The 19,953-nt window shown below is 74.3% G+C and carries 19 protein-coding genes; 4 read left to right on the top strand and 15 right to left on the bottom strand.

The genetic code is table 11. The features are described from left to right. Nucleotides 1-64: 64 nt before the first annotated feature. Both OG245_RS08525 and hisI read right to left on the bottom strand, forming a co-directional pair. A complete protein-coding gene (locus OG245_RS08525) occupies nucleotides 65-1,558 on the bottom strand; it encodes an anthranilate synthase component I (protein WP_371622915.1) in 1,494 nt (497 codons plus the stop codon). Nucleotides 1,559-1,567: 9 nt separating this feature from the next. Beyond that, nucleotides 1,568-1,948 carry a phosphoribosyl-AMP cyclohydrolase gene (gene hisI, locus OG245_RS08530; protein ID WP_361867406.1) on the bottom strand — a complete coding sequence of 127 codons (381 nt, stop codon included), beginning with the start codon at nucleotides 1,946-1,948 and terminating at the stop codon, nucleotides 1,568-1,570. Between the two features lie 84 nt (nucleotides 1,949-2,032). Here hisI and OG245_RS08535 point away from each other — a divergent pair, with 84 nt between their 5' ends. Then, nucleotides 2,033-2,665, top strand: coding sequence for a TIGR03085 family metal-binding protein (locus OG245_RS08535; protein ID WP_371622916.1), 633 nt, complete (start codon nucleotides 2,033-2,035; stop codon nucleotides 2,663-2,665). A 42-nt stretch (nucleotides 2,666-2,707) separates the two neighbouring features. Here OG245_RS08535 and OG245_RS08540 read toward each other — a convergent pair whose 3' ends face one another. The 13 genes from OG245_RS08540 to hisD all read right to left on the bottom strand — a co-directional run bounded on the left by OG245_RS08540 (nucleotide 2,708) and on the right by hisD (nucleotide 16,125). After that, nucleotides 2,708-3,982 carry an MFS transporter gene (locus OG245_RS08540; protein ID WP_371622917.1) on the bottom strand — a complete coding sequence of 425 codons (1,275 nt, stop codon included), beginning with the start codon at nucleotides 3,980-3,982 and terminating at the stop codon, nucleotides 2,708-2,710. A gap of 27 nt (nucleotides 3,983-4,009) precedes the next feature. Further along, nucleotides 4,010-4,597 (bottom strand): helix-turn-helix domain-containing protein, encoded by a 588-nt coding sequence (locus OG245_RS08545; RefSeq protein ID WP_371622918.1) that lies wholly within the window; start codon nucleotides 4,595-4,597, stop codon nucleotides 4,010-4,012. Between the two features lie 89 nt (nucleotides 4,598-4,686). Continuing rightward, nucleotides 4,687-5,958 (bottom strand): PucR family transcriptional regulator, encoded by a 1,272-nt coding sequence (locus OG245_RS08550; protein ID WP_371622919.1) that lies wholly within the window; start codon nucleotides 5,956-5,958, stop codon nucleotides 4,687-4,689. A 182-nt stretch (nucleotides 5,959-6,140) separates the two neighbouring features. Further along, on the bottom strand, nucleotides 6,141-9,074 hold the full coding sequence (locus tag OG245_RS08555) for a LuxR C-terminal-related transcriptional regulator (protein WP_371622920.1): 2,934 nt from the start codon (nucleotides 9,072-9,074) through the stop codon (nucleotides 6,141-6,143). Between the two features lie 145 nt (nucleotides 9,075-9,219). Continuing rightward, nucleotides 9,220-10,164, bottom strand: a complete 945-nt coding sequence (locus OG245_RS08560) for an alpha/beta hydrolase (protein ID WP_371622921.1) — start codon at nucleotides 10,162-10,164, stop codon at nucleotides 9,220-9,222. Nucleotides 10,165-10,364: 200 nt separating this feature from the next. Further along, nucleotides 10,365-11,120, bottom strand: coding sequence for an imidazole glycerol phosphate synthase subunit HisF (gene hisF, locus OG245_RS08565; RefSeq protein ID WP_371622922.1), 756 nt, complete (start codon nucleotides 11,118-11,120; stop codon nucleotides 10,365-10,367). Next, on the bottom strand, nucleotides 11,117-11,539 hold the full coding sequence (locus OG245_RS08570; RefSeq protein WP_371622923.1) for a RidA family protein: 423 nt from the start codon (nucleotides 11,537-11,539) through the stop codon (nucleotides 11,117-11,119). Before OG245_RS08570 ends, hisF begins: the two co-directional genes overlap by 4 nt. Continuing rightward, nucleotides 11,536-12,261: a bifunctional 1-(5-phosphoribosyl)-5-((5-phosphoribosylamino)methylideneamino)imidazole-4-carboxamide isomerase/phosphoribosylanthranilate isomerase PriA gene (priA, locus tag OG245_RS08575; RefSeq protein ID WP_018957513.1), complete on the bottom strand. Its 726-nt coding sequence runs from the start codon at nucleotides 12,259-12,261 to the stop codon at nucleotides 11,536-11,538. Before priA ends, OG245_RS08570 begins: the two co-directional genes overlap by 4 nt. Further along, a complete protein-coding gene (gene hisH, locus OG245_RS08580) occupies nucleotides 12,261-12,905 on the bottom strand; it encodes an imidazole glycerol phosphate synthase subunit HisH (protein ID WP_371622924.1) in 645 nt (214 codons plus the stop codon). Before hisH ends, priA begins: the two co-directional genes overlap by 1 nt. A 13-nt stretch (nucleotides 12,906-12,918) precedes the next feature. Next, nucleotides 12,919-13,086 (bottom strand): hypothetical protein, encoded by a 168-nt coding sequence (locus OG245_RS08585; RefSeq protein ID WP_003969742.1) that lies wholly within the window; start codon nucleotides 13,084-13,086, stop codon nucleotides 12,919-12,921. Then, on the bottom strand, nucleotides 13,083-13,679 hold the full coding sequence (hisB, locus tag OG245_RS08590; RefSeq protein WP_371622925.1) for an imidazoleglycerol-phosphate dehydratase HisB: 597 nt from the start codon (nucleotides 13,677-13,679) through the stop codon (nucleotides 13,083-13,085). Before hisB ends, OG245_RS08585 begins: the two co-directional genes overlap by 4 nt. Further along, nucleotides 13,676-14,806 (bottom strand): histidinol-phosphate transaminase, encoded by a 1,131-nt coding sequence (locus OG245_RS08595; protein WP_371622926.1) that lies wholly within the window; start codon nucleotides 14,804-14,806, stop codon nucleotides 13,676-13,678. Before OG245_RS08595 ends, hisB begins: the two co-directional genes overlap by 4 nt. Beyond that, nucleotides 14,803-16,125 carry a histidinol dehydrogenase gene (hisD, locus tag OG245_RS08600; RefSeq protein WP_371622927.1) on the bottom strand — a complete coding sequence of 441 codons (1,323 nt, stop codon included), beginning with the start codon at nucleotides 16,123-16,125 and terminating at the stop codon, nucleotides 14,803-14,805. Before hisD ends, OG245_RS08595 begins: the two co-directional genes overlap by 4 nt. A gap of 185 nt (nucleotides 16,126-16,310) precedes the next feature. On the opposite strand from hisD, the gene OG245_RS08605 reads away from it, so the two are divergent. The 3 genes from OG245_RS08605 (at nucleotide 16,311) to OG245_RS08615 (ending at nucleotide 19,941) form a co-directional block, all read left to right on the top strand. Continuing rightward, on the top strand, nucleotides 16,311-17,912 hold the full coding sequence (locus tag OG245_RS08605; protein ID WP_371622928.1) for an oxidoreductase: 1,602 nt from the start codon (nucleotides 16,311-16,313) through the stop codon (nucleotides 17,910-17,912). A 218-nt stretch (nucleotides 17,913-18,130) separates the two neighbouring features. Next, nucleotides 18,131-19,171: a hypothetical protein gene (locus OG245_RS08610; protein ID WP_371622929.1), complete on the top strand. Its 1,041-nt coding sequence runs from the start codon at nucleotides 18,131-18,133 to the stop codon at nucleotides 19,169-19,171. A 5-nt stretch (nucleotides 19,172-19,176) separates the two neighbouring features. Next, nucleotides 19,177-19,941 (top strand): LON peptidase substrate-binding domain-containing protein, encoded by a 765-nt coding sequence (locus OG245_RS08615; RefSeq protein ID WP_371622930.1) that lies wholly within the window; start codon nucleotides 19,177-19,179, stop codon nucleotides 19,939-19,941. The last annotated feature ends 12 nt before the right edge of the window (nucleotides 19,942-19,953 follow it).

Below are 19,953 nucleotides of genomic sequence, written 5' to 3' on the forward strand. Positions count from 1 at the left end.
TCGGCGGTCGGCGGTCGGCGGTCGGCGGTCGGCGGTCGGCGGTCGGCGGTCGGCGGTCGGCGGTTCAGCGTTCGTGGAGCCGGTTGGCCGTGTGGACGGCGCGGAGCACGGCCGCCGCCTTGTTGCGGCACTCGGTGTCCTCGGCGACCGGGTCGGAGTCGGCGACGACCCCGGCTCCGGCCTGGACGTAGGCGGTGCCGTCGCGGAGCAGGGCGGTCCGGATGGCGATGGCGGTGTCGGAGTCCCCGGCGAAGTCGAGATAGCCGACGCAGCCCCCGTACAGTCCGCGGCGGCTCGGCTCCAGCTCCTCGATGATCTGCATGGCGCGGGGCTTGGGGGCGCCGGAGAGGGTGCCCGCGGGGAAGCAGGCGGTGAGCACGTCGAAGGCGGTGCGGTCCCCGGTGACGCGCCCGGTGACGGTGGAGACGATGTGCATCACGTGGGAGTAGCGCTCGATCGACATGAAGTCGACGACCTCGACGCTGCCGGGTTCGCAGACCCGCCCCAGGTCGTTGCGGCCGAGGTCGACGAGCATCAGGTGCTCGGCGCGCTCCTTGGGGTCGGCGAGGAGTTCGTCGGCGAGCGCCTGGTCCTCCTGCGGGGTGGCGCCCCGGTGCCGGGTCCCGGCGATCGGGTGGACCATGGCCCGGCCGTCCTCGACCTTGACCAGGGCCTCGGGGCTGGAGCCGACGACGTCGAAGCCGTCGAAGCGGAAGAGGTACATGTACGGGGACGGGTTGGTGGCCCGCAGGACCCGGTAGACGTCCAGGGCGCTCGCCGTGCACGGGGTCTCGAAGCGCTGGGAGGGGACGACCTGGAAGGCCTCGCCCGCCCTGATGCGCTCCTTGATGTCCACGACGGCGTCCCTGTAGGCCTCGCCGCCCCAGAGCGCGGTGTACGGCGGCAGCTCGGACGGGGGCAGGACGGCGGGGGCGCTGCGGACCGGGAGGCGCAGGTCCCGCTCCATCGCGTCGAGGCGGGCGACGGCGTCCGCGTACGCCTCGTCGACGCCGGTGTCGAGGTCGTTGTGGTTGATCGCGTTGGCGATCAGCAGGACGGTGCCGTCCCGGTGGTCGAGGACGGCGAGGTCCGAGGTGAGGAGCATGGTCAGCTCGGGCAGCTTCAGGTCGTCGCCGCCGTGCTCGCCGATCTTCTCCAGGCGGCGCACGACGTCGTAGCCGAGGTAGCCGACCATGCCGCCGGTGAACGGCGGCAGTCCCTCGTCGCCGACCAGGTCGCGCGGGGTGTGCAGGGTCTCGACGGTGGCGCGCAGCGCGTCCAGCGGGTCGCCGGCCACGGGGACGCCCACGGGCGGGGTGCCGAGCCAGTGGGCCTCGCCGTCGCGGGCGGTGAGGGTGGCGTCGCTGCGGACGCCGATGAAGGAGTAGCGCGACCAGGTCCGGCCGTTCTCGGCGGACTCCAGGAGGAAGGTGCCGGTGCGTTCGGCGGCGAGCTTGCGGTACAGGCCGACCGGGGTGTCGCCGTCCGCGAGGAGGCGGCGGCTGACGGGGACGACACGGCGGTCGACGGCCAGCTTGCGGAAGGTGTCGAGATCCATGGCCGGACCTTAGCTGTCGAGGAGGGGCAGGGCGTCGGCGTCGAAGCACGTGCGGTCGCCCGTGTGGCAGGCGGCGCCCGTCTGGTCGACCTTGACCAGGACGGTGTCGGCGTCGCAGTCCAGGGCGACGGACTTCACGTGCTGGACGTGACCGGAGGTGTCGCCCTTGACCCAGTACTCCTGGCGGCTGCGCGACCAGTAGGTGCAGCGGCCCGTGGTGAGGGTGCGGTGGAGCGCCTCGTCGTCCATCCAGCCGAGCATCAGCACCTCGCCGGTGTCGTACTGCTGCGCGATGGCCGGGACGAGGCCGTCGGCGCCGCGCTTGAGGCGGGCGGCGATGGCCGGGTCGAGGCTGCTGGCGGGCGGCGTGGCGCCGGGCGTGCTCGTCATGGGCCCATTGTGCCGTGGTCGCGGAGGCGTTCCGGGCGGACGTCCACTGGGCGGACCAGGGGTGACGGTCGTACGCTGGCGGACATGTCGACCCATGCGAAGCGTGAACGTCTTCTGCTCGCCGATCTGTTGGAAGCGGCAGGTCCCGAGGCCCCGACGCTGTGCGACGGCTGGAAGACCCGCGATCTGGCCGCCCATGTGGTGGTCCGCGAACGCCGCGCGGACGCGGCGGGCGGGCTGCTGGTGAGCGCGCTGAAGGCCCGGCTGGAGCGGGTGCAGGCGGAGTTCGCGGCGAAGCCGTACGAGGAACTGATCCAGCTGATCCGCACCGGTCCGCCCCGGTTCTCCCCGATGTCCCTCAAGCAGATCGACGAGGCGGCGAACACCGTCGAGTTCTTCGTCCACGCGGAGGACGTGCGCCGGGCCCAGCCCGACTGGTCGCGCCGCGAGCTGGACCCGGTCTTCTCCGACGTCCTGTGGTCCCGGACGGAGAAGACGGCCCGACTCCTGGGCCGCAGGTCCCCGGTGGGGCTGGTGCTGCGCCGCCCGGACGGCCAGACGGCGGTGGCCCACAAGGGGACCCCGGTGGTGACGGTGACCGGGGAGCCCGCCGAGCTGCTGCTGTACGCGTTCGGCCGGCAGGACGCGGCGGACGTCGAGGTGGAGGGCGATCGGACGGCGGTGGAGCGGCTCAGGGCGGCCGAGCTGGGCATGTAGGCCCCGGGGCTCGGGGGTGCCGGGGCATCCGGGGGTGCCGGGTCAGCGGGGCAGTTCGGCGCGGCGGAGTGCGGTGAAGGCGAGGCCCGCCGCGCCGCCGGTCGCGCACACGGCCGCGCTGACGGCGTAGACCGGCCCGGTGCCCCAGAGCGCGATGGCCGCCCCCGTGACGGGGTAGCTCAGCGGGATGAGCGCGTAGGTGAATAACGTCGATACGGAGGTGACCCGGCCCAGGTACGCCGGATCGGCGGTGGTCTGGACGAGGGCTCGGCACAGCGCGCTGGCCAGTCCGCCGACGAGGCCGACGAACGCGGCGGCCGCGGCGGCGAGGGCCACCGAGGGGACCTGGGCCAGGGCGGCGATGCCCGTCGCGCCGACGAGGGCGGTCAGGTTCATCACCAGCCCGGCGCGCGGCACCCGGCCCCGGACGGCGAGGAAGAGGGCGGCCCCGGCCGCACCGGAGCCGAATCCGGCGACGATCCAGCCCATGCCGGCCGCGCCCCAGCCGCGCTCTTCGGAGAGCAGGATCAGCCCGAGGTTGAGCGGTCCGACGAAGCCCAGATCGCTGAGGGCTATGACGATCATCAGCGGGCCGAGCACGGGGTGGCGGCGGATGTGCCGGAGCCCGCCGACGAGGTCCTGCCAGGCGTTCGGTTTCCCCGCGCCGTCCGCCGGCGCCTCCCGCGCCTCGGCCGTCCCGCCCGCCGGCGCGGGCAGCGGGCTGATCCGCAGGCTCAGGAGCAGCGGCAGGGACAGCGCGAACAGCACACCGGCGGCGGCGAAGGCGAGCGTGGGACCGCCCGTGGCCACGGCGACGCCGCCCAGCGGCGCGCCGACGATGGACGCCCCCCGTGCGGCGAGTCCGCGCAGGCCCTGGATCCGGGCGAGCTGGCCCGGAGGGCTGATCCGGGGCGGCAGGGCCCCGACGGCGGGCAGGAACAGGGCGTCGACCACGCCGAAGAGCAGGGCGACGACCACCAGGACCCCCACGGTGGGCGCGGTGAGGAGCAGGGTCGCTGCGAGTCCGAGGACGAGCAGCGCGCGGGCGGCGTCGCTGCCGATGACGACGCGGCGGGGCCCGAGCCGGTCGGCGAGCACTCCCCCGCCGAGCATCAGGAGGGCCCGGGGTATGGAGCCGGCGGCGAGGACCAGGCCGGTGCCGGAGGCGCTGCCGGTGCGGGCGGCGGCCCAGGCGAGGGCCATGAAGTAGATGCTGTCGCCGATCATCGACGCGGTGTACGCGCCGAGCCAGCGCAGCACGTTGGGGTCGCGGTGGGCGGGGCGTTCGGGGACTTCGGTCACCGGGGCGGCGGTCAAGACGGGGTCCTTCCGGGGCGGCGGATCTCAGGCGTGGAACGGGAATCCGTACAGGTGCAGGGCGACGTTCTCGCGGCCCTCGCTCTCGCCGGCCTCTTCGCGGGCCTGGCCCGCGTTCTCGTAGCGGCGCACGAGCTCGTGCATCTCGTTGCCGAGCTGGGCCAGTTCCTCGGCGGTGAGCCGGGCCAGGTACTCGGAGCGGAAGGCGGCGCCCCGCCACTCGGCCGACCAGCTCTGGAAGGCGTCGAGGAAGCTCCGGTACAGCTCGGTGTGCTGGTCGAAGGAGAGACGGCCCACGGCGGCGTAGGTGGCGCTCTTCTCGGGGGCGTCGTTGAAGTCCTCGTCCCGGAAGCTGAACCCCTGGGAGGAGGGCTGCCACCAGCGCTCACGGCCGTCGGCGCGGTCGCCCTCGGCCGGTTCGATCAGGCCGTGGTCGGCCAGCTTGCGCAGGTGGTAGCTGACCAGCGAGACGGCCTCGTCGACCTGTTCGGCCAGTTGGGAGGCGGTGGCCCGGCGGGCGATGAACAGGGCGCGGTAGAGCTTCATACGCAGCGGGTGGCCGAACGCCTTGAGCGTGGCGAGGTCGGAGACGCGACGGGTTTCCTTGCTTGGCATGACGATCACGGTAGATACACAGCTTTTCTTGCGCAATATTTATTGCGCAAGAAAAGCTGTGTATCTGCCTCTGGGCTCGGAGCCTTCCCTCACCCGCCGAGCAGCCGCCGCGCCGCCAGGGCGAGGGAGACCTCGACCGCGTCCCGGGGGCGGGTGAGGCAGCGGCCGGTGAGCTGTTCGAAGCGGCGGAGGCGGTTGAGGACGGTGTTGCGGTGGCAGTAGAGCCGCGCACCGGCCCGCTGCGCGGAGCCGTCCGCGTCCAGCCAGGCGGTGAGGGTCTCCACGATGACGTCCCGGTCGGCGGGGTCCAGCCGGTCCAGCGGGCCCAGGACCCGGTCGGCGAGCGCCCCGGCGAGCGCCGGGGAGGAGACGACCAGGGCGTCCGGAAGGTGCTCGTCGAGCAGGACGGTGCCCCCGGAGGCGGGGCAGGCGCGCAGCGCGGTCTCCGCGAGCCGCCGGGCGTCGCCGAGGGCGGCCAGACCCTCGACGGCGGAGCCGATCCCGGCCCGGACGCCGGCCGGTACGTCCAGCGCGGCGGCCAGCTCGTTCAGCTCGCCGGGCGAGCCCGACAGCGGCAGGATCGCGAACTCCGCGGCCGGGCCCGGGTGCCAGAGCTCCGGGGCGTCGGGCATCGTCAGCGGCGGGCGGGCGGGCGACCCCGGACCGCGCGGGGCGGCGGCCACCGCGAGCACGGCGTAGCGGCCCTGCTCCGGCAGGCCCAGCATCGCGGCCGCCTCGGCGAGGTCGGCGATCCGGGCGGTCCCGTCCAGCAGCGCGGCGACCATGAGCCGCTGCCGGTTCTCGCGCCTCCAGGACAGCCGCCGCTCGGCCTGCCGGTAGGCGTCCGCGACGATCCCGCAGTGCTCGTCGACGAAGTTCCACACGTCGGCGGCGACATGGACGAGCAGCCGTACGTCGTCGGGGTCGCGGCGGGCGGTCTCGTCCACGAGGTCCTGCCAGACCATCGCGCCGCCCATCCGGAAGGCGTGCAGGACGGCGTCGAGCGGCACACCCTGCTCGGCGCGTATCTCACCGATCCAGCGGGAGGTGCGGTGGGCGGACTCCCGGAACTCCCGGGGCTGGATCAGCGAGCCGACGTTGTGCCGCAGCGAGTGGTGGACCTCCTGCCACACCTCGGCCCGGCCGGAGTCGATGGCCGCCCGGTAGCCGGGCTCCTGGGCGTACAGGGCCTCGACCAGCCGGTCGGTGAGGGCCGGCAGCGAGGCGACGAGGACCCTGGCGGCCCGGTGCAGCACCTCGACGGCCTCGCGGTCCGCCAGGGACCGGAAGCGGTGCGGCAACGGGGTTGCCGGGGACGGGCCGTGCGGCGCCCCGATCCGCGAACGTACGACCTGTGGCATGGCGGCCTCCACCGGGAATCGGCCGGCCGCGCGAGCGGCGGGCCCGGCACCCGGCCCGGGCGGGGCGCGAGCGCGGCGACACGATCCTGACGCCCGCAGAATGGCATACCGCCCAGTCGGTACCTAGGGGTCTGCGCGGAACTCCTCATCACGGTCCGGCAACCTCCCGGCCGCGCAGGGGGTCAGGGGCCCAGCAGCCGGGCCAGTTCGGTGCGGGAGCGGACGCCGAGGGCGGCGAAGACGTTGCGGAGGTGGTGGTCGACCGTGCGGGGGCTGAGCGACAGGCGCACCGCCACCTCTCGGTTGGTGGCCCCCTCGGCGACGCAGCGGGCGATGCGCTGCTGCTGCGGGGTGAGCGCCGCCAGCGGTCCGCCCGCCGTGCTCCGCGAGGCCCCGACCGGCTCCCCCGCCGCCCGCAGCTCCCCGGCCGCCCGGTCCGCCCAGGCACGGGCCGAGCAGCGCTGGAAGGCGACCAGGGCGTCGCGCAGCGGGCCGCGGGCCTCGCGGGTGCGCCGGCGGCGGCGCAGCCACTGCCCGTACAGCAGTTGGGTGCGGGCCCGCTCGAAGGCGCCGCCCGCCCGGCCGTGGTGGGCCAGGGCCTCGGCGTAGCGGGCCTCGGCCTCGTCGGCGGGGGCCAGCAGGGCCCGGCAGCGGGCCAGTTGGGCGGGCGCGCCCGGGTCGGCGGTCCGGGCGGCCCAGGACGCGAACTCGTCCACGGCCGCCTGGAGTCCGTGGGACTCCTCGGGCTGCCGGCCACCCAGGACCACGGCCTCGACCCAGCAGGGGACGGCGAGCATCCGGGCGGCGAAGTGGCCCCGGCCCGGGCCGGTCCCGACGAGGGGGGCCAGCCGGGCGGCCGCCTCGCCGGGCCGCCCGGAGGCCAGGTCCGCGCGGGCCCGTGCCCAGGTGGCGAGGGTGACGGCCTGGGCCAGCCCGTGCGGCCCCGCCCCGGTCAGCGCGGCGTCGGCGTGCGCGGCGCACGCCTCCGCGGGGCCCTCCACGGAGGCGGCGAGGGCGAGCACGGCGTGCAGACGGGCGGAGCTGTTGGGCTGCGCCGTACGGCGGGCGGCGTGCAGCCCCTCCAGGGCGTGCGCCCGCGCACCGGCGTGCCGCCCGGCCCGCAGCTCGGCGTAGGCGAGGTGTTCGAGGGCCTGGGGCAGCAGCGCGTCGGGGCCCCCGGTCCGTACGGCGGCGAGCGCGCGGGCCCCCGCGCGGCAGGCGGCGGCGACGTCCCCGAGGACCAGGGCCGCGACCCCGGCCCGGAGCAGCGCGGCCGGGGCGCCGGGCTCCCCGGCGGGGTCGAGGCAGTGGCGGAGCAGGGCGTGGCCCTCGGCGGTGCGGCCCGCGAGCACGGCGCACATCCCGGCCCGGTAGTGCTCCAGGCCCGCCTCCAGCGGGGTGCGGGCGAGACGGTTCATGGCGTCGAGGTAGCCGAGCGCGTCCCCCGCCGCCCAGGCGGCCTCGGCCGCGCCGAGGAGGGCGTCGAGGGTCCGGCGGGGATCGTGCGGGCCGAGCAGCGCGGCGGCGGCGAGCAGCACTTCGTGGGCGTCGGCCGCGGGCCCGGAGCGCAGGGCCAGCATGCCGTGGACGTAGGAGGCGAGGCCCCGCGCCCGGTCGGCGGCCGGCCCCGCCGCGCCGGGGGCCCGGGGCCCGGTCCTGGCCAGCAGGGTCCGCGCCAGGGCCGGGTCGCCCGCGAGCCCCGCCTGCTCGGCCGCCGCGGCGAGGCGGGCCGCCCGCAGCGTGGGTTCGGTGGTGAGCAGGGCGGCGCGGGCCAGGGCGGCGGAGCGTTCGGCGTGCGGGAAGGGGGCGCCGGCGGCCTCTTCGAGCCGGGCGGCCAGCGCGGCGTCCGGCCCGGACGCGGCACAGGCCCACTGGACGAGGGCCGCGAGCGGGCCGGGCGGGGGCGATGCGGCCGGGGCCTCCGAAAGGGGCGGGGAGGAGGCGTCCGGGGAGGCCCGGTCCGCGGTCTCCGTCAGCAGGGTGGCGAGCAGTTCGTGGGCCGCGCGGCGGTGGGACCAGGGGGCGTGGTGGAGTACGGCGCGGGCGGCGAGGCGGTGGGCGAAGTGGACGCGGCTGCCCGCCCGTTGGAGGAGGCCCTCGGTGACCGTCGTGCCGAACAGGGCCCGGTCCAGGAAGTCCCGGGGCAGTCCGCGGCGGGTGCCCGCGCGCAGCAGGAGCAGGGCGTCCGCCCCGGCGCCCTCCGGTTCGTGCTCCTGGGCCGCGGCGGCGAGCAGGAGCAGGGTGCGGGTCCGGTCCGGGAGGCCGTCGAGCCGTTCGGCGTGGGCGGCGAGCACCGTTTCGCCGCCGGGCAGCGGATAGGGCAGCGGGGTGCGGCCGGCGAGCTGGTCCGAGGTGAGACGGCCCGTGAGCCCGGCGAGCAGGCGCGGGTTTCCGGCCGCCTCGCGGAGAAGCTCGGCGCGCACGACCGGGTCGAGTTCCCCCGTAACGACAGCCGTTCCCGGATCAGCCGTTCCGGGAGCAGCCCTACCGACGAGCGCGCCGGGGTCCGCACCGGGAGCCGGCCCGAGACCCTCACCGGGAGCCGCGCCCCCGGCCAGCCGGTCCAGGAGCGCCGAGGCCGCGCCCTCGTCCAGGGGTGCGAGGTGGAGCGTGGGCAGTCCGGCGAAGGCGGTGCCGTCGGCGGCCGAGAGGAGGACGGCGGTCCGGCTGCCCGGGCCCAGCCCGCGGGCCGCGCGGGCGAGGGCGGACCTGCACGCCGGGTCCCAGGTGTGCGCGTCGTCGGCGCAGACCAACAGGGGCGGTCCGGTGCCCGGTTCCCGCAGTCGGCGGGCCAGCGCCTCGGGGGTGATGACCGGGTACGGGGCGGCGGGCGAGGGGCCGGTGGTGAGGGACGGGCCGAGCGGGGCGACCGGCCCGCCACCCGGCACGGACCGTCCGGCGGAGGCGGCCGTGGCGTACAGCACGGGGCCCCGGTCGCGGTGTGCGTCGGCGGCGGCGCGCAGCAGCGCCGTACGGCCGAGGCCCGGCGGCGCGGCCAGCACGAGCACACCTCCGCCGCCCCGCCACGACAGCTCCAACAGGCTTGTCACCGTGGCGAGTTCATCGTCCCGGCCGTACAGCCGGAGCGGACTGCGCACGGTCGTCGATGGGTTCACACCGGCACCGTACGGTCGTGTCGTCGAGGGTGGAAGCGCCGCGTCCGGGTCCCCGCCGGGGACGGCCCGGTGCGGTGCGCGCTCCCAGCCGGAGCCCTGCCGCGCTGTGCCGGAGCACAGTGCGGCAGGGCCGGGGACGCCGGGACTACGCGGTGTGCGGGCAGTTGCCCCGGTACTCCGCGATGGTCAGGCCCGGCCGCGGGAGCGGGCAGAGGAACTGCTCGTAGCGGGTGTCGTTGTCGATGAACCGCTTCAGCCAGGAAATGCTGTACTTCGCGATCGTCGTGTCGGAGGTGTTCGGCGTGAAGTGCGTGGCGCCGCGCAGCTCCAGGTACGCCTTGTCCAGGGAGCCGGGCAGCGACTCGTAGAACGGCTCGGAGTGCGTGGCGACGGGGGCGACCGTGTCCCCGTCCGCCCCCACCACGAGGGTGGGCGTGCGCAGTTCGGGCCAGGTCTTGTCGGTGTTCCAGCCGGTCAGCGGGATCGCCGCCTTCAGCGAGGTGCGGCTCTTGGCGGCCTCCAGGCTGCCGCCGCCGCCCATCGAGTGCCCCATCACCCCGAGCCGGGAGGCGTCGACCCGGGTCCGCACCGAACTGCGCTGGGTCAGGTAGTCCAGAGCGGCGAGGAGCTGGCGGCCCCGGCTGTCGGGCTGGTCGAGGGTGGTGTTGGTGTCGATGGTGAAGACCACGAAGCCCTGGGACGCCAGGCGCGGGCCGAGCCAGGCGATGGAGGACTCGTAGGCGGTGAAGCCGGGCGAGATGACGACCGCGCCGAAGGTGCCGTCGGCGGTGGACGTCGGGTAGTGGATGGTGCCGCCGCCGAACCCGCTCACGGCCAGCGAGGAGACGGAGGTCTGCGAGGTGGCGTAGGAGCCGCGGCTCGCCTCGATGGAGGCGTTGGTGGGGGCCGGTCCGCGCTCGTAGGGGTTGTCGGCGGCCTGGGCGCCCGGGACCAGAGCGGTCATCAGGAGACCGGCGGTGGCCGCGACGGCGGTCAGGAGACCCGTGAGCGTACGGGGGCGGCCCGTGGACGTACGGGGGCGGCTCGGGTGCGGGGGGTGCTGGTGCGAGGGGAGGAGGTGCTGCTGCACGAGGGGGATCCTCTCGGTGGTGGCGGAACCACACCACGCGAGGCCCTCGAAGCCCGTCGTCCGGGGGCTCGGGGTGCGCCGCGTGGCCGCCGACGTCGTCCGTCGGCGTTCGCCACTCTCACGGTGCGCCCCCTGGACGCGCATCGGCGGTATCACCGGTCCCGGCAGACCGGTGATACCGCCTCGGGCTCCGTACGGGCTCAGCGGACCGGGTGGCCCGCTTCCCGCAGGGCGCCCTTGACCTCGGAGATCCGCAGGTCGCCGAAGTGGAAGACGGACGCGGCGAGCACCGCGTCGGCCCCCGCCCCGATCGCCGGGGCGAAGTCGGCGAGCCGGCCCGCGCCGCCGGAGGCGATGACGGGGACGGTGACGTGCTGGCGGACCGCCTCGATCATCTCCGTGTCGTAGCCGTCCTTCGTGCCGTCGGCGTCCATCGAGTTGAGCAGGATCTCGCCCGCGCCCAGCTCGGCGGCCCGGTGGGCCCACTCGACGGCGTCGATGCCGGTGCCCTTGCGGCCGCCGTGCGTGGTGACCTCGAACGTGCCCTCCGGGGTGCGGCGGGCGTCGACGGAGAGCACCAGGACCTGGCGTCCGAAGCGTTCGGCGATCTCACGGATGAGGCCGGGGCGGGCGATGGCGGCGGTGTTGACGCCGACCTTGTCGGCCCCGGCGCGCAGCAGCTTGTCGACGTCGTCCGGGGTGCGGACGCCGCCGCCGACGGTGAGCGGGATGAAGACCTGCTCGGCGGTGCGGCGGACCACGTCGTACGTCGTCTCGCGGTCGCCGCTGGAGGCGGTGATGTCGAGGAAGGTCAGCTCGTCGGCGCCCTCGGCGTCGTACAGCTTGGCCATCTCGACCGGGTCGCCCGCGTCGCGCAGATTCTGGAAGTTGACGCCCTTGACGACCCGGCCGTTGTCGACGTCCAGGCAGGGGATGACCCGTACGGCGAGGCTCACTTCGCGCCTCCCCGGTAGGCCTCGACCTCGACCTCGACGACCAGGCTCGGGTCCACGAAACCGGACACGATGATCATCGAGGCGGCGGGGCGCACGGCGTCGAACAGCTCCTTGTGGGCGCGGCCGATGTCCTCCACGTCCCGGGCGTGCGTGATGTACATCCGGGTGCGGACGACGTCCTCGCGGGTGAGGCCCACCTGCTCCAGCGCCGCGAACGCGACGTCGAAGGAGGTGATGGCCTGCTCGTACGGGGAGCCCGCGGAGATCTGGCCGTTGATCACGGAGGTGCAGCCGGCCACCAGGACGAGCCCGCCCGGCAGCTCGACCGCGCGCGAGTAGCCGAACTTCTCCTCCCAGGGGGCGCCGGTGGAGATCCGGCGTACGGCGGAAGCGGCGGTGGGCTCGGGAGCCTCGGTCATGCGGCGACCGCCTTGAGGGCCTCTTCCAGCGTGAACGCCTTCGCGTACAGCGCCTTGCCGACGATCGCGCCCTCGACGCCCTCGGGGACGAGGAGGGAGATCGCGCGGAGGTCGTCGAGGGAGGAGACCCCGCCGGAGGCGACGACCGGGCGGTCGGTGGCCGCGCAGACGTCCCGCAGCAGGCCCAGGTTGGGGCCCTCCAGGGTGCCGTCCTTGGCGATGTCGGTGACGACGTAGCGGGCGCAGCCCTCGGCGTCGAGGCGGGCGAGGGTCTCGTAGAGGTCGCCGCCGTCGCGGGTCCAGCCGCGGCCGCGCAGGGTGGTGCCGCGGACGTCGAGGCCGACGGCGATCTTGTCGCCGTGCTCGGCGATGACCTTGGCTACCCACTCCGGGGTCTCCAGGGCGGCGGTGCCGAGGTTGACCCGGCGGCAGCCGGTGGCGAGGGCGGCGGCGAGCGAGGCGTCGTCGCGGATGCCGCCGGACAGCTCGACCTTGATGTCCATCGCCCCGGCGACCTCGGCGATCAGGGCGCGGTTGTCGCCGGTGCCGAAGGCGGCGTCCAGGTCGACGAGGTGCAGCCACTCGGCGCCGGCGCGCTGCCAGGCGAGGGCCGCCTCCAGCGGGGAGCCGTAGGAGGTCTCGGAGCCGGACTCGCCGTGCACGAGGCGGACGGCCTGGCCGTCGCGGACGTCGACGGCGGGGAGCAGTTCAAGCTTCGGCATTACAGCGTCTCGATCCAGTTGGTCAGCAGCTGGGCGCCGGCATCGCCGGACTTCTCGGGGTGGAACTGGGTGGCCCACAGCGCGCCGTTCTCCACGGCGGCCACGAACCGTTCGCCGTGCGTGGCCCAGGTGACCCTGGGGGCACGGATCTTGGCGTTGGTCACTTCGAGGGACCAGTCGTGCGCCGCGTAGGAGTGCACGAAGTAGTACCTGGCGTCGGCGTCCAGGTCCGCGAAGAGCCGGGAGTCCTCGGGGGCCTCGACGGTGTTCCATCCCATGTGCGGGACGACGTCGGCCTTCAGCGGCCCGACCGTGCCGGGCCATTCGTCCAGGCCCTCGGTCTCCACGCCGTGCTCGATGCCGCGCTCGAACAGGATCTGCATGCCGACGCAGATGCCCATGACGGGACGGCCGCCGGAGAGCCTGCGGCCGACGATCCAGTCGCCGCGGGCCCGCTTCAGCCCGTCCATGCAGGCGGAGAACGCGCCGACGCCGGGGACGAGCAGCCCGTCGGCGTTCATCGCGCGGTCGTAGTCGCGGGTGATCTCGACGTCCGCTCCGACATGGGCGAGGGCGCGCTCGGCGGAACGGACGTTGCCGAAGCCGTAGTCGAAGACGACGACCTTCTTCTTGTTCTCAGTCATGACGTGTCTGTCCTCAGTCCCACAGTCCCTGGATCCGCAGGATGCCCGCCACCAGGCACATCACGGAGCCGATCGACAGCAGCACGATGACGCCCTTGGGCATCCCCTGCTTCGCGAAGGAGTAGACGCCGCCGGCCAGGAAGAGGCCGACGACGATCAGGATGGTGTTGAGGCCGGTCACAGCGCGCCCTTCGTGGAGGGCAGGATGCCGGCGGCGCGCGGGTCGTGCTCGCAGGCGTAGCGCAGGGCGCGGGCGAGGGCCTTGAACTGGCACTCGACGATGTGGTGGGCGTTGCGCCCGTACGGCACGTGGACGTGCAGGGCGATCTGCGCCTGGGCGACGAAGGACTCCAGGATGTGCCGGGTCATCGTCGTGTCGTACGCGCCGATCATCGGCGCCATCTTCTCGGGCTCGGTGTGCACGAGGTAGGGGCGGCCGGAGAGGTCGACGGTGACCTGGGCGAGCGACTCGTCCAGCGGAACGGTGCAGTTGCCGAAGCGGTAGATGCCGACCTTGTCGCCGAGGGCCTGCTTGAAGGCGGCGCCGAGCGCGAGCGCGGTGTCCTCGATGGTGTGGTGGCTGTCGATGTGCAGGTCGCCCTCGGTCTTGACCGTGAGGTCGAAGAGGCCGTGGCGGCCGAGCTGGTCGAGCATGTGGTCGTAGAAGCCGACCCCGGTGGCGACATCGACCTTGCCGGTGCCGTCGAGGTTGACCTCGACGAGCACGGACGTTTCCTTCGTGGTGCGTTCCACGCGGCCTACGCGGGGGCTCATGCGTCGTGCTCCTTCTTCAGTTCGCGTACCGCATCGAGGAACGCGTCGTTCTCTGCCGGGGTGCCCGCGGAGACCCGCAGCCATCCCGGTACGCCGTTGTCCCGGACCAGGACGCCCCGGTCGAGGATCTGCTGCCAGACGGCGTGGCTGTCGTCGAAGCGGCCGAACTGGACGAAGTTGGCGTCCGAGTCGGTGACCTCGTAGCCGGTGGCGCGCAGCTCGGCCACCAGCCGGTCGCGCTCGCTCTTGAGCTGCGCGACGTACCCGAGCAGCGTATCGGTGTGCTCCAGGGCGGCGAGCGCGGTGGCCTGGGTGACGGAGGAGAGGTGGTACGGCAGCCGCACCAGCTGGACCGCGTCGACCACGGCCGGGTCGGCGGCGAGGTAGCCGAGGCGGAGTCCGGCCGCGCCGAACGCCTTGGACATGGTCCGGGAGAGGACCAGGTTGCGGCGGCCCTCGATCAGCGGGAGCAGCGAGGGGTGGTGGCTGAACTCGCCGTACGCCTCGTCGACGACGACCATCGAGGGTCCGGCGGCCTGGGCGGCGTCGTACAGGGCGAGGACGGTCTCCGCGTCGACGGCCGTGCCGGTGGGGTTGTTGGGCGAGGTGATGAAGACGACCTCGGGCCGGTGCTCGGCGATGGCGGCGCGGGCGGCGTCCACGTCGATGGTGAAGTCGTCGTTGCGCGGGCCGGAGATCCAGCCGGTGCCGGTGCCCCGGGAGATCAGGGCGTGCATGGAGTACGAGGGTTCGAAGCCGATCGCGGTGCGGCCGGGCCCGCCGAAGGTCTGGAGGAGCTGCTGGAGCACCTCGTTGGAGCCGTTGGCGGCCCAGACGTTGGCCCTGCTCACCGGGTGTCCCGCCGTGCGGGACAGGTAGCGGGCCAGCTCGGTGCGGAGCTCCACGGCGTCCCGGTCGGGGTAGCGGTTGAGGCCGCGGGCGGCCTCGCGGACCCGCTCGGCGATCCGGTCGACCAGGGCTTCGGGGAGCGGGTACGGATTCTCGTTGGTGTTGAGGCGTACGGGGACGTCGAGCTGGGGTGCTCCGTACGGGGACTGGCCGCGCAGTTCGTCGCGGATGGGGAGCTCGTCCCAGGGGTTGCGGGGGGCGGTGCTGTCGTACGTCACTGCTGCGGAACCTTCCAGCCGAACCTGGCCTTCAACGCCGCGCCGTGGGCGGGGAGGTCCTCCGCCTCGGCGAGGGTCACGACGTGGTGGGTGACCTCGGCGAGCGCGTCGCGGCTGTAGTCGACGATGTGGATGCCGCGCAGGAAGGACTGCACGGACAGGCCCGAGGAGTGGCAGGCGCACCCGCCGGTGGGCAGGACGTGGTTGGAGCCGGCGCAGTAGTCGCCGAGCGAGACCGGCGACCAGGGGCCGACGAAGATCGCTCCGGCGTTGCGGACCCGGTCGGCGACGGCGGCCGCGTCGGCGGTCTGGATCTCCAGGTGCTCGGCGCCGTACGCGTCGACGACCTTGAGGCCGTCCGCGACGGAGGAGACCAGGACGATTCGGGACTGGCGGCCGGCGAGGGCGGGCTCGATGCGGTCGGCGATGTGCTTGGTGGCCGCGATCTGCGGGGCCAGCTCCGCCTCGGTGGCGGCGGCCAGCTCCTCGGAGTCGGTGACGAGGACGGCGGCGGCCATCGGGTCGTGCTCGGCCTGGCTGATCAGGTCGGCGGCCACGTGCACCGGGTCGGCGGTGGCGTCGGCGAGGATCGCGATCTCGGTGGGCCCGGCCTCGGCGTCGATGCCGATGCGGCCCTTGAGGAGGCGCTTGGCGGCGGTCACGTAGACGTTGCCCGGGCCGGTGACCAGGTTGACCGGGAGGCAGTCCTCGGTGCCGTAGGCGAACATCGCGACGGCCTGGGAGCCGCCGGCGGCGTACACCTCGTCGACGCCGAGCAGGGCGCAGGCGGCGAGGATCGTGGGGTGCGGCAGTCCGCCGAAGTCCTTCTGCGGCGGGGAGGCGACGGCGACGCCCTCGACGCCCGCTTCCTGGGCGGGGACGACGTTCATCACGACGGAGGAGGGGTAGACCGAGCGGCCGCCGGGGACGTAGAGCCCGACGCGCTCGACGGGCACCCACTTCTCGGTGACGGTGCCGCCGGGGACGACCTGGGTGGTGTGCGTGGTGCGGCGCTGCTCGCGGTGGACGAGGCGGGCGCGGCGGATCGACTCCTGGAGCGCCGCCCGGACGGCGGGGTCCAGCTCCGCCAGGGCGCGGGAGATGGCGTCGGCGGGCACCCGGACCGACTCGATCCGGACACCGTCCAGTTTCTCGCCCCAGTCGATCACTGCCGCGGAGCCACGATGGCGTACGTCCTCGCAGATGGGCCGCACCGTCTCCAGGGCGGCTTCCACGTCGAACTCGGCACGGGGCAGCAGGTCGCGCAGGGCGGCGCCCTCGGGGAGGACGTCACCGCGCAGATCGATTCGAGAGATCACACGGCAATTCTCTCAGACCGGTCCGAGCGGCCGGTCGCCCGTATCACTGGCTGATACCGGTCGTCCGTACCACTGGCCGATACGCGTCTCGGCCATGTCCGACTGTCACTGCTGACCGCTAGCTTTCACGACGTCACACAGAGGGAAGAACAGCACTACAGCATGTGTGCACGGAGGGAGCGGCCGTGACCGAGCCGCACGAAGGCGACATCCCGGACGGCCTCAGCGCAGCGGAGCTGGGCATGTGGCAGTCCTTCCGCAACGGGACCACCTACGACTTACGCAGCTACGACCCGGCGCACAACGATCCGTTCGCCCCGCAGGTGTGGGGGCCCGAGCGGAGCGTCGGCGCGCGCACGGTGGCACGGCTGCTGCTGAGCGGCCCACCGGCCCGGCCCGGCCGGGTGGCGGCGCTGAAGCTCCGCGGGGTGCGGATCACCGGAAAGCTGGACCTGGCGGGCGGCCGGGTGGCTCCGTACGTGGAGCTGACCGGCTGCCGCTTCGAGCAGGAGGTGGTGCTCCCCGAGTGCCACTTCACGACCCTGCGGCTGGTGGGGTGCGCGCTGCCCCGGCTGGAGGCCGCCCGGCTGCACACGGAGGGCGATCTGCATCTGCCGCGCTGCCGGATCGACCGGGGCATCCGGCTGACCGACGCCCAGATCGGCACGGATCTGCTGATCAACCAGCTCAGCGTCGGCCCGGACCGGCACGGCCGGGCCATCGTCGGGGACGGCATGGCGGTCGCCCAGGACCTCCAGGCCGAGATGATCGAGACGCTCGGCGAGCTGAGCCTGCGCGGGGCGAAGGTGGGCGGTTCGCTGAGCCTGCGCGGCAGCCGGCTGCGCGCCGCGGAGGACCGTCGCGCGCTGAACGCCCCGCAGCTGACGGTGGAGCGCACGCTCTACATGACCGAGGCGTGGGTGAGCGTCGACACGGGGAACCAGGGCACCACTCCCCCGTACGGCGTGGTCTACGCCCCGACCCCGGCGCGCGGCACCCGCTCGCAGATCTTCGAGTGCCGGGGCGGGGTGCGCCTCGACGACGGGCGGTTCGGGGACGCGGTGGACCTGCACAAGGCCCGGTTCACCATGACCCGGCAGGAGGAGCTGTCGCTGCGCCGGATCGTGACGCCGGAGCTGCGGTTCAACGCGGAGCGGCCGGAGGAGGGCCGCGTCGTCCTGAACGGCGCGAAGGTGGTGACCCTGATCGACCTGTCGACGAGCTGGCCGGGCCCCGGGGGCCTGGCGATGGGCGGCTTCGTCTACGAGAACCTCGTCCCCTACGGCCACTTCCCGCTCTCCCGGCGGCTGGAGTGGGTGCAGGCCGCGACCCCGGAGTACGTCCCCGAGCCGTACGAGCGGCTGGCCACGGTGATGCGCAGCTGCGGCGAGGACGCGGACGCGCGCGAGGTGCTGCTGGCCAAGCAGCGCCGCCGCCGCGAGACGCTGCCGCCCGCCGCGAAGGCGTGGGGCTACCTCCAGGACTGGACGGTGGCGTACGGCTACCGGCCGGGGCGGGCCGCGGTGTGGATGGCGGTGCTGTGGGCGGCGGGCACGGCGGCGTTCGCGCAGCACGTCCCGCCCTCCATCAAGGGCGAGGAGCATCCGCAGTGGAACCCCGCCCTGTACGCGCTGGACCTGCTGATCCCGGTGATCAACCTCGGTCAGGACGGCTACTGGCGGATGGAGGACGCCTGGCAGTGGACCGCGGCCGGTCTGGTGCTGGTGGGGTGGGTTCTGGCCACCACCGTGGCGGCGGGGGCGTCGAGGATGCTGCGCAGGGGCTGACCTCGGAGGGGCACTCGTGCGGCGGTGGGCGGCCGGGGCCAGGGTCCGGCCGCCCGCACCGCGTGACCGGAGGGCCGGACGAGCGTCACGGGAGGGTGCGATCAAGCCAGCGAAGGACATTTCCTTTGCCCTTTCTTGACCCGGTCCGATACAACCCATCCACTCGGCACAGAAGCTTCACAGCACGCCTCTGGCGCGGCCCCCACCAGCGCTTTTCAATGGTCTGCACCATGGCATTCCTTCGCGCTCTGCTCAGTACCGCGCGCATGATCCGGCACAGCCCTCCGCTGTCCGCCGGACCGTCCGCGGATGACACGGTGCTGCTCGACGCCCCCGACGAGCGGCTCTCTCCCGCGCTGGTCGCCGCTGCCCTGGGCGACTACGAACCCGCCGCCAAGCTGCTCGCCACGACGCGGGACGCCGCCGACTGGGAGAACCGGGACCGCTATCTCGGCCGGCTCGTCGCCTTCGCCCGCGGCCGGGACGGCTGGCTCGCCGACTGGCTGGCCGCCGCCCCGCGCGACCCGGACGCGCTGCTGGTCAAGGCCGAGCTGTCGGTCCACCGGGCCTGGGAGTCGCCCGCCCGCGCGGAACGGCTCCGCGAGGTCGGCCCGCTGATCACCGCCGCCGCCGACGCGGACCCGCGCGACCCCGTGCCGTGGCGGCTCGCCCTGGACCACGCCCGCGGCACCCACGCCACGCACACCGCCTTCGAGGCGCTGTGGGAGCAGGCCGTACGGCGCTCCGCGCACCACTACGGCTGCCACGTGGCGGCCCTGCGCTACCTCTCCGCCGCCTGGTACGGCTCGCACCGCGAGTGCTTCGACTTCGCCGAGCGGGCCGCCGAGGACGCGCTGCCCGACTCCCTGGTGCAGGCCCTCCCCGTCCGGGCCGCCTTCGCCCTGCTCCTGGACTCCCAGGCGGCGGGCCGCACCACCTCCGTGCTGGAGGAGCGGATCGACGCGGCGGCCGACCTGGCGATCAGGCTCTCCGCCGTCTACCGGCCCGGCGATCCCTGGCCGGCCGAGGTCCGCAACCTCCTCGCGTACGTCCTGCTCGCCCGAGGGCGCTGGGCGGAGGCGCTGCACCAGTTCAACCTGATCGGCCTGCACGCGACGTCGTTCCCGTGGGCCTCGGTGTCCGAGGACGCGCTCGGCCGTTTCCTGGACGCGCGGGACGACGCACGGCTCCACGCGGCCTCCCTGACCCCGTTGCGCAACCGGGCCGACCACGGCCGCCCCCGAGGCCATTACGCTTGAGCGTTGTGACCACCGCCCGCCTTCCCCTTTTCCCGCTCAACGCGGTGCTGTTCCCCGGCCTGGTGCTGCCGCTCAACGTCTTCGAAGAGCGATATCGCGCCATGATGCGGGAGCTGCTGAAGAGCGACGAGGACGAACCTCGCCGCTTCGTCGTGGTCGCGATCCGCGACGGCCGCGAGACCGCCCCGACGGCCACCGGCATGCCGGACACCGTCGCGGCCGCCCCTCCCCCCGAGCGCGCCCCGGCGGAGGGCTTCGGCCCCGATCCGATCCAGACCTTCCACCGGGTCGGCTGCGTCGCCGACGCGGCGACGATCCGCGAGCGCGCCGACGGCAGCTTCGAGATCCTGGCCACCGGCACCACCCGGGTCAGGCTGCTGTCCGTCGAGGCGAGCGGCCCGTATCTGACGGCCGAGGTCGAGGAGCTGTCCGAGGAACCGCCGGGCGAGGACGACGGGGACGAGGCGGGAGCACTCGCCGAGGGCGTCCTGCGGGCCTTCCGCGCCTACCAGAAGCGGCTGGCCGGGGCGAGCGAACGGTCGCTGGCGACCGGCGCCGACCTCCCCGACGACCCGTCCGTGATCTCCTACCTGGTCGCCGCGGCCACGGTCCTGGACGTCCCCACCAAGCAGCGTCTGCTCCAGGCCCCGGACACCGCGACCCGGCTGCGCGAGGAGCTGGCGCTGCTGCGCAAGGAGACCGCGGTCATCCGGCACCTGCCCTCGTTGCCCGCGACCGACCTGACCCGGGCCCCCACCCACCCCAACTGACCGAGGACCCCT

Origin of the sequence: Streptomyces sp. NBC_01116 (assembly GCF_041435495.1) — a bacterium.
Classification (GTDB): domain Bacteria; phylum Actinomycetota; class Actinomycetes; order Streptomycetales; family Streptomycetaceae; genus Streptomyces.

Excerpts from the sequence above, each read along its gene's own strand:
- hisI (WP_361867406.1), bottom strand. The coding sequence starts at position 1,948 with ATGACGAGCACGCCCGGCGCCACGCCGCCCGCCAGCAGCCTCGACCCG.
- hisB (WP_371622925.1), bottom strand. The coding sequence starts at position 13,679 with ATGAGCCCCCGCGTAGGCCGCGTGGAACGCACCACGAAGGAAACGTCC.
- OG245_RS08550 (WP_371622919.1), bottom strand. The coding sequence starts at position 5,958 with ATGCCACAGGTCGTACGTTCGCGGATCGGGGCGCCGCACGGCCCGTCC.
- OG245_RS08610 (WP_371622929.1), top strand. The coding sequence starts at position 18,131 with ATGGTCTGCACCATGGCATTCCTTCGCGCTCTGCTCAGTACCGCGCGC.
- OG245_RS08525 (WP_371622915.1), bottom strand. The coding sequence starts at position 1,558 with ATGGATCTCGACACCTTCCGCAAGCTGGCCGTCGACCGCCGTGTCGTC.
- priA (WP_018957513.1), bottom strand. The coding sequence starts at position 12,261 with ATGCCGAAGCTTGAACTGCTCCCCGCCGTCGACGTCCGCGACGGCCAG.
- hisH (WP_371622924.1), bottom strand. The coding sequence starts at position 12,905 with ATGACTGAGAACAAGAAGAAGGTCGTCGTCTTCGACTACGGCTTCGGC.
- OG245_RS08545 (WP_371622918.1), bottom strand. The coding sequence starts at position 4,597 with ATGCCAAGCAAGGAAACCCGTCGCGTCTCCGACCTCGCCACGCTCAAG.
- OG245_RS08535 (WP_371622916.1), top strand. The coding sequence starts at position 2,033 with ATGTCGACCCATGCGAAGCGTGAACGTCTTCTGCTCGCCGATCTGTTG.
- OG245_RS08570 (WP_371622923.1), bottom strand. The coding sequence starts at position 11,539 with ATGACCGAGGCTCCCGAGCCCACCGCCGCTTCCGCCGTACGCCGGATC.